Below are 4,882 nucleotides of genomic sequence, written 5' to 3' on the forward strand. Positions count from 1 at the left end.
GTTCGCTGCAGTGTGCTCCGGTAACCTGGAGGCCGACATGCCGCGCCCGGCCGATCTGATGAACGATCCTTCCTTCCGCTACGCCGTGGAGGGCGCACGGACGGCGGACGTGATAGATGGGTATCCGTTCCTGCGAAAACTTGAGCGTGCGGGCGCATTGTCCGACGAAGAGCAAGCCGAGCTGCAGGCGCTGACTTTCAATCGCCGCTCCGTGGTGGCCCGGCGCGACATCGCTTATGGCGACACCACGGATCGCGTCTACCTTGTCATGAGCGGCTTTGCCTGCCGCTACAAGGTCCTCCGAAGCGGCACCCGCCGGATCGTCTCCTTCGTCCTGCCGGGTGACCTCTGCTACATGCACGATGCCGGCCCCTTCGGGCGCGATCTGCGCGTCGGCGCTCTCACACCGTGCTCGGTCGTGGATCTCTCCCGCTCCAAGCTGACGGAACTGATCAGCCTCCATCCCGGCATCAGCCGCGCGATCTGGTGGGTCACCTTGCGCGAGCTGAGCCGGGCCCGCGAGTGGATTGTCAACGACGCACGTCCGGCCGACAGGCGCCTCGCCCATACTCTGTGCGAGCTGTTGGTCTGCCTGCAGGTGATCGGACTGGCGGACGAGCACAGCTTCGACTTTCCGCTCTCGCAGGCGGACGTGGCGGATGCGCTCGGCATCTCGTACGTCCACATCAACCGCGTCGTGCAGGGCCTGCGCGCGAGCGGCCTGATCATCTGGAGCGACAACCTCGTGACGATCCCGGATGTGCCAGCGTACAAAGCGTTCGCCGAGTTCGACCCGGCCTACCTGTGCTTCGATGGGTTCGGCCGCTGACAGGACCCGAGGCCGCCGCGTTCCCACCTCTGCCCCGCTCATCCGATGAAACTTGCCGCAGATTTAAGGCCGTAAGGACCGTGGGCGTGGCAGTGAGCCGCTCAGCCGAGACGCGGAATGGCTGAGATCACGCTGCCGCTCGTCCTCAGCCCGGCTTTTCATCGACTTTGATAGTCGACGATGTGTATCGGCTGGATCAATTTTAGCCTATAGGCTGCGCTCAAGGGGGCGCTACAGCAAGGTTGAAGGCATTTGCCTTCACTCGATCCAGGTAGGACGGCCCGTGCCACGGTTCTTCTTCGACATCCACGATGGTGATGTCCTGCGCGACGATGTGGGGCATGACTGCCCCGACCTGCAGGCGGTTCGCGCTGAGACACAGCGCGCTTTGGGTGGGCTGGTCGCGGCCAAGCCATTGGACGCGAATGCCATCCAGGTCCGGGTCGACGTGCGGGATGACAGCGGCAAGCGCGTCGTGACCGCATCCCTTCTCGCGGTCATCGAGGACGCTCCATAACGCCCAATCCGCGAGCCGCTGCGTGTCGCGCGAGATAGGATCTCGGCCTCAAACTGCCGCCGCAGCCAGGAAGCAGACCACGCTCACAGCTAACATCGCCAGCCCGGGCCAGTTCGCCCGAGGGCTGAAGCCAGCCGCGCTGTCGGTTCGGCTCCTAGCTCTGAAGCGCCCACCCCAGAGCGCCGTGAAGGCCGTGAGCAGGATGCCGCCGATGAAAAGCAGCACTCCGGCCCAGACAAGAACCATCCTGGGCTCAAAGGCAGCCTGCGCGCTCATCGCAGACACTCGCTTCTCGTCCACTCCGCAGCGATGCTCCGCCCGCCCCAGCGGGGAGGCAACCCTCCGTGCTGTTGCGCGCAGGGGCTTGGCGGTGCCCAGGATCTGTTTCGTAAAGGGGCTTACGCGATCTAGGCGGCTCCATAACGCCCAATCCGTGCGAAAGGACCGGGATCGCCCGGCATTTTGATTTCCAGACACACAAATCTAACAGGCTGAAGTGCCTGGGAAACTGTCGTTTTCCTGGCATTGAAGGATACGGGTACCACCACCGCGTTCAGTCTCTACGATTGCCGGCCCGTGCCGCTGGGCGCAGCATCGCCGGGCGCCCTGAAGCACAGTTTGACCCGGAAGTGGTCGCTCTCGATACCCTGCTGCAGGTGCTTGGTGATGTAGTGCAGCGGCGTGCGCGCCAGGAGCCCGGCCTTCCGGGATGCGATGATGGCAGGGGGATAAGGTCCAGCGGCGTCCGTGCCGATCCGGTCGGGTGCCAACAACGGCTGATCCTCCAGCACCTTGCGGAAGAAGTGCTTGGCGGCGTCCAAGTCGCGCTTGGCTGACAGGAGGAAGTCGACGGGCGTGCCGTGCTTGTCGATGGCGCGGTACAGGTAGCGCCACCCGCCCCGGACCCGGACGTACGTTTCATCGACCCGGATCGAGCCGCAATGCGGCTTGCGGAAGGTGCGCAATCGGCGCTCCATCAGCGGCGCATAAGCCAGCACCCAGCGGTTGAGGGTGGAGTGGTCGACCTCGACACTGCGTTCGAGGAACAGTTCCTCGATATCGCGGTAGCTCAGCGGATGGCGCAGGTACGAGGAGACGGCCTGGACGATCAGCGTGGCCTCGAAGTGACGGCCCTTGAAGTCGGCCTTGGCCCGACGCTTCAGCCGCGCAGCGATAGCGTTGAGGATCATGGAGGGCCTCCGGGATCGGAGGCGCAAACTCGGCCTGTATGCCTAACGAGCCGTGAACCTCACAAACTTTGCGACAGGTCCCTCCTGCCGGGGGGCAGGTCAGAGATCCCATGCATCTCGGAGCGAGCGGTGAAAGAGGATTCTGCGCCCGCTATCGCTTTTCCAGCGTGTGCGGACCAGCTTTTCTTACGTTCGATTTCTACCCTTGCCTGCGCATGAAATGATGTAGACCACCATTCTTTACGGGGCCATAAACTTAACGCGAACGACCTTCGCCGTGCACAATTCTTTGCAGAGAAAGGTCAAGCATGTTCGAAAACTGGTTTTATCCAGACAACGAAAATCGCGCAAACCGCGCCGGCGAATTGGCCAATGACTGCGCCATCATCTCTGCGGCACTTGTGCAGGACAAGCAAACCGTGGAAAGCCTCCTCGATCAGTCCACAAAGGCGATCCAGGACGCCTACCGGAACCTGACTCAGAGCGATGTTCCCGTCCAACCTGTTTCCCTGGATAAGGACCACTGGGTGCAGAAGATAGCCTCTGTCATCAGCCCTATCGTGGCCATGGAGCGCACGATGGTTGCGCTCCAGGCTGCTAGTAGAGCCTGGCTGCTCAACCAGGGGCGCATCGGTGAAGCCGCTTTTGGCGACTTCGTCGGCCTTCCGCGCTGGCTTCGTTTCGGCAAAATCATGGGTGGCATTGCTGCAGCGGCGGCCGTTGAAGCTGTCGTCGACGCGATTAGCGGTGCCGACAACCGGCATGCATTGCAAAAAGCTGTGAACGATCTCAAGCAACCACGCATCGCACTCAAACAACACGCTTTAGTCAATGAGCGAGTACGGTTGTCGCTAACGGCTGTCATTGACTCTTATGATGCGATTAGGAATATTCCGGGAATTACAAAGGAACAGCTTGATGCCATTGTTACCAATTTGATCTCCCAACATAAGGTGCATGTTGAAGAAATAACAGATCAGTTTGCCATGTCTAAGCTGGCGGAACTTGATAATCAACGGGGCTCATGGACTGCCGAAGGATGAACGATTCCATGACAATTTGGGACGACATCGGCGGACTGTTCACTGGCGACACCTACTTTCCCGACAATCCTTCGCGCGAGCACCGTGCGCAGGAACTGGCTCAGGACTGCCAGGATCTCGCCGGCAAGCTCTCTTTGCTGGCGCCACAGATCAAGGCCGGTCTCCAGGCCCTGGATGACCGGATCGCCTCGCTTTACGAGAGATCTGTAGATGTTCCGCCCGACGTGCGGCCAACCCAAGTCCAGTTCAACCAATGGAGCGTTAGCGCATCGCAACTTGTAATTCCCGTGCTGACTGGAACTGTGGCTTCCTCGGCGCTGACCATTGCTGCGACTAGCTATCTCGCTAGTACAGGGGAGATCGGTGCGGCCGCCTTCGCTGAATTGGTCGGGCTGCCCGCCGTCTTCGAGATTGGCATAGGCGCTGCCGCGGGCATTGCCGCCATTGGGATCTCCTTCGCCATTGGTGCCATTTCCGGCGCAGTACGGCGGGACAAATTGCAGGAGGCCATCCACGCAGGCGTGCGCGGCCGCCTCAGTGCGCAGAAGGCTTATCTGGTTAACTATCGCCTGCTTACCTCGATCTCGGCCATGGCCGCGGCTGTCGCGGCACTGCAGGCGGCACACGTCGACAAAGCTGAGGTCATTAGCAATCTGCAGAAGTTGGTAAAGCAGGCTTCAGCGCAGATCGAGGCAGTTACCGACGACGACGCCGCCAACGTCCTCGCCACGTTGGATCGCAGTCGGGGCTCTTGGACCAACGAGGACTACTGATATCAGCGTCGGATTGGAGGCGGACACATCCGGCTCCTCTTCCAGCTTGTCGTCACTTCCGGGCCGCTGGACCAGTTGATGCCTCGCGACGGCGCCGAGCGGGACACCTGGAAGCGCTGGGTCGCCGAGGGCTGGCAGACGGGCGTGACCCAGGCGTGCCAGGTGACAGGGGCGTGATGGTGTGGACGCCCCCCGGGCGTGTCGCAAACGCGAATGGGCCTGCGTTTACGGGTCATTAGCCCTACCGAACGAGCTTGCCGTCTCGTCCCGGAGCCGGCCCATGATCCTGCACGCCATCGCCGCCAAGCTGAAGCGCCGGTCCAAGGCCGACTTCAAGGGCCGTCACTTCGAGGCGGCTCTGATCGTGCAGGCGGTCTCCTGGTACCTGCGCTACTCGCTGAACTATCGCGACATCGAGGAGCTGTTTCTGGCCCATTGACGCGCCGGGTTCTGCGATCAAGCCTGCGCATGGCTCCTCTCGGAGGCCAAGATGCGCCGTGTCCCAGCCCTTGCCGTGTTTCTCACGGCAG

General features: G+C 61.7%; 6 protein-coding genes and 2 pseudogenes. 6 read left to right on the forward strand and 2 right to left on the reverse strand.

Annotation, left to right across the window (positions count from 1 at the left end):
• Positions 1-829 (forward strand): Crp/Fnr family transcriptional regulator (locus WDW90_RS34860; protein WP_336492311.1); only part of this gene is annotated, 829 nt, incomplete at its 5' end.
• A 283-nt stretch (positions 830-1,112) separates the two neighbouring features.
• On the forward strand, positions 1,113-1,346 hold the full coding sequence (locus WDW90_RS34865; RefSeq protein ID WP_336492312.1) for a DUF6894 family protein: 234 nt from the start codon (positions 1,113-1,115) through the stop codon (positions 1,344-1,346).
• Positions 1,347-1,394: 48 nt separating this feature from the next.
• Here the strand turns inward: WDW90_RS34865 and WDW90_RS34870 are convergent, their stop codons facing one another.
• Together WDW90_RS34870 and WDW90_RS34875 are read right to left on the reverse strand one after the other, a co-directional pair.
• On the reverse strand, positions 1,395-1,622 hold the full coding sequence (locus tag WDW90_RS34870; RefSeq protein WP_336492313.1) for a hypothetical protein: 228 nt from the start codon (positions 1,620-1,622) through the stop codon (positions 1,395-1,397).
• A gap of 287 nt (positions 1,623-1,909) precedes the next feature.
• Positions 1,910-2,536: pseudogene (locus WDW90_RS34875) on the reverse strand (IS6 family transposase); the annotation flags it as partial.
• 308 nt (positions 2,537-2,844) lie between these two features.
• Between WDW90_RS34875 and WDW90_RS34880 the strand changes: the two are divergent.
• The 4 genes and pseudogenes from WDW90_RS34880 to WDW90_RS34895 all read left to right on the forward strand — a co-directional run.
• On the forward strand, positions 2,845-3,579 hold the full coding sequence (locus WDW90_RS34880) for a hypothetical protein (protein ID WP_336492314.1): 735 nt from the start codon (positions 2,845-2,847) through the stop codon (positions 3,577-3,579).
• Positions 3,576-4,352 (forward strand): hypothetical protein, encoded by a 777-nt coding sequence (locus WDW90_RS34885; protein WP_336492315.1) that lies wholly within the window; start codon positions 3,576-3,578, stop codon positions 4,350-4,352. Before WDW90_RS34880 ends, WDW90_RS34885 begins: the two co-directional genes overlap by 4 nt.
• Before the next feature lie 27 nt (positions 4,353-4,379).
• On the forward strand, positions 4,380-4,529 hold the full coding sequence (locus tag WDW90_RS34890) for a type IV secretory system conjugative DNA transfer family protein (protein ID WP_336492316.1): 150 nt from the start codon (positions 4,380-4,382) through the stop codon (positions 4,527-4,529).
• Between the two features lie 103 nt (positions 4,530-4,632).
• Positions 4,633-4,782, forward strand: a pseudogene (locus tag WDW90_RS34895) (IS6 family transposase); the annotation flags it as partial.
• Positions 4,783-4,882: the final 100 nt, after the last annotated feature.

This window comes from Methylobacterium nigriterrae, from assembly GCF_037106235.1.
GTDB classification, from domain to species: domain Bacteria; phylum Pseudomonadota; class Alphaproteobacteria; order Rhizobiales; family Beijerinckiaceae; genus Methylobacterium; species Methylobacterium nigriterrae.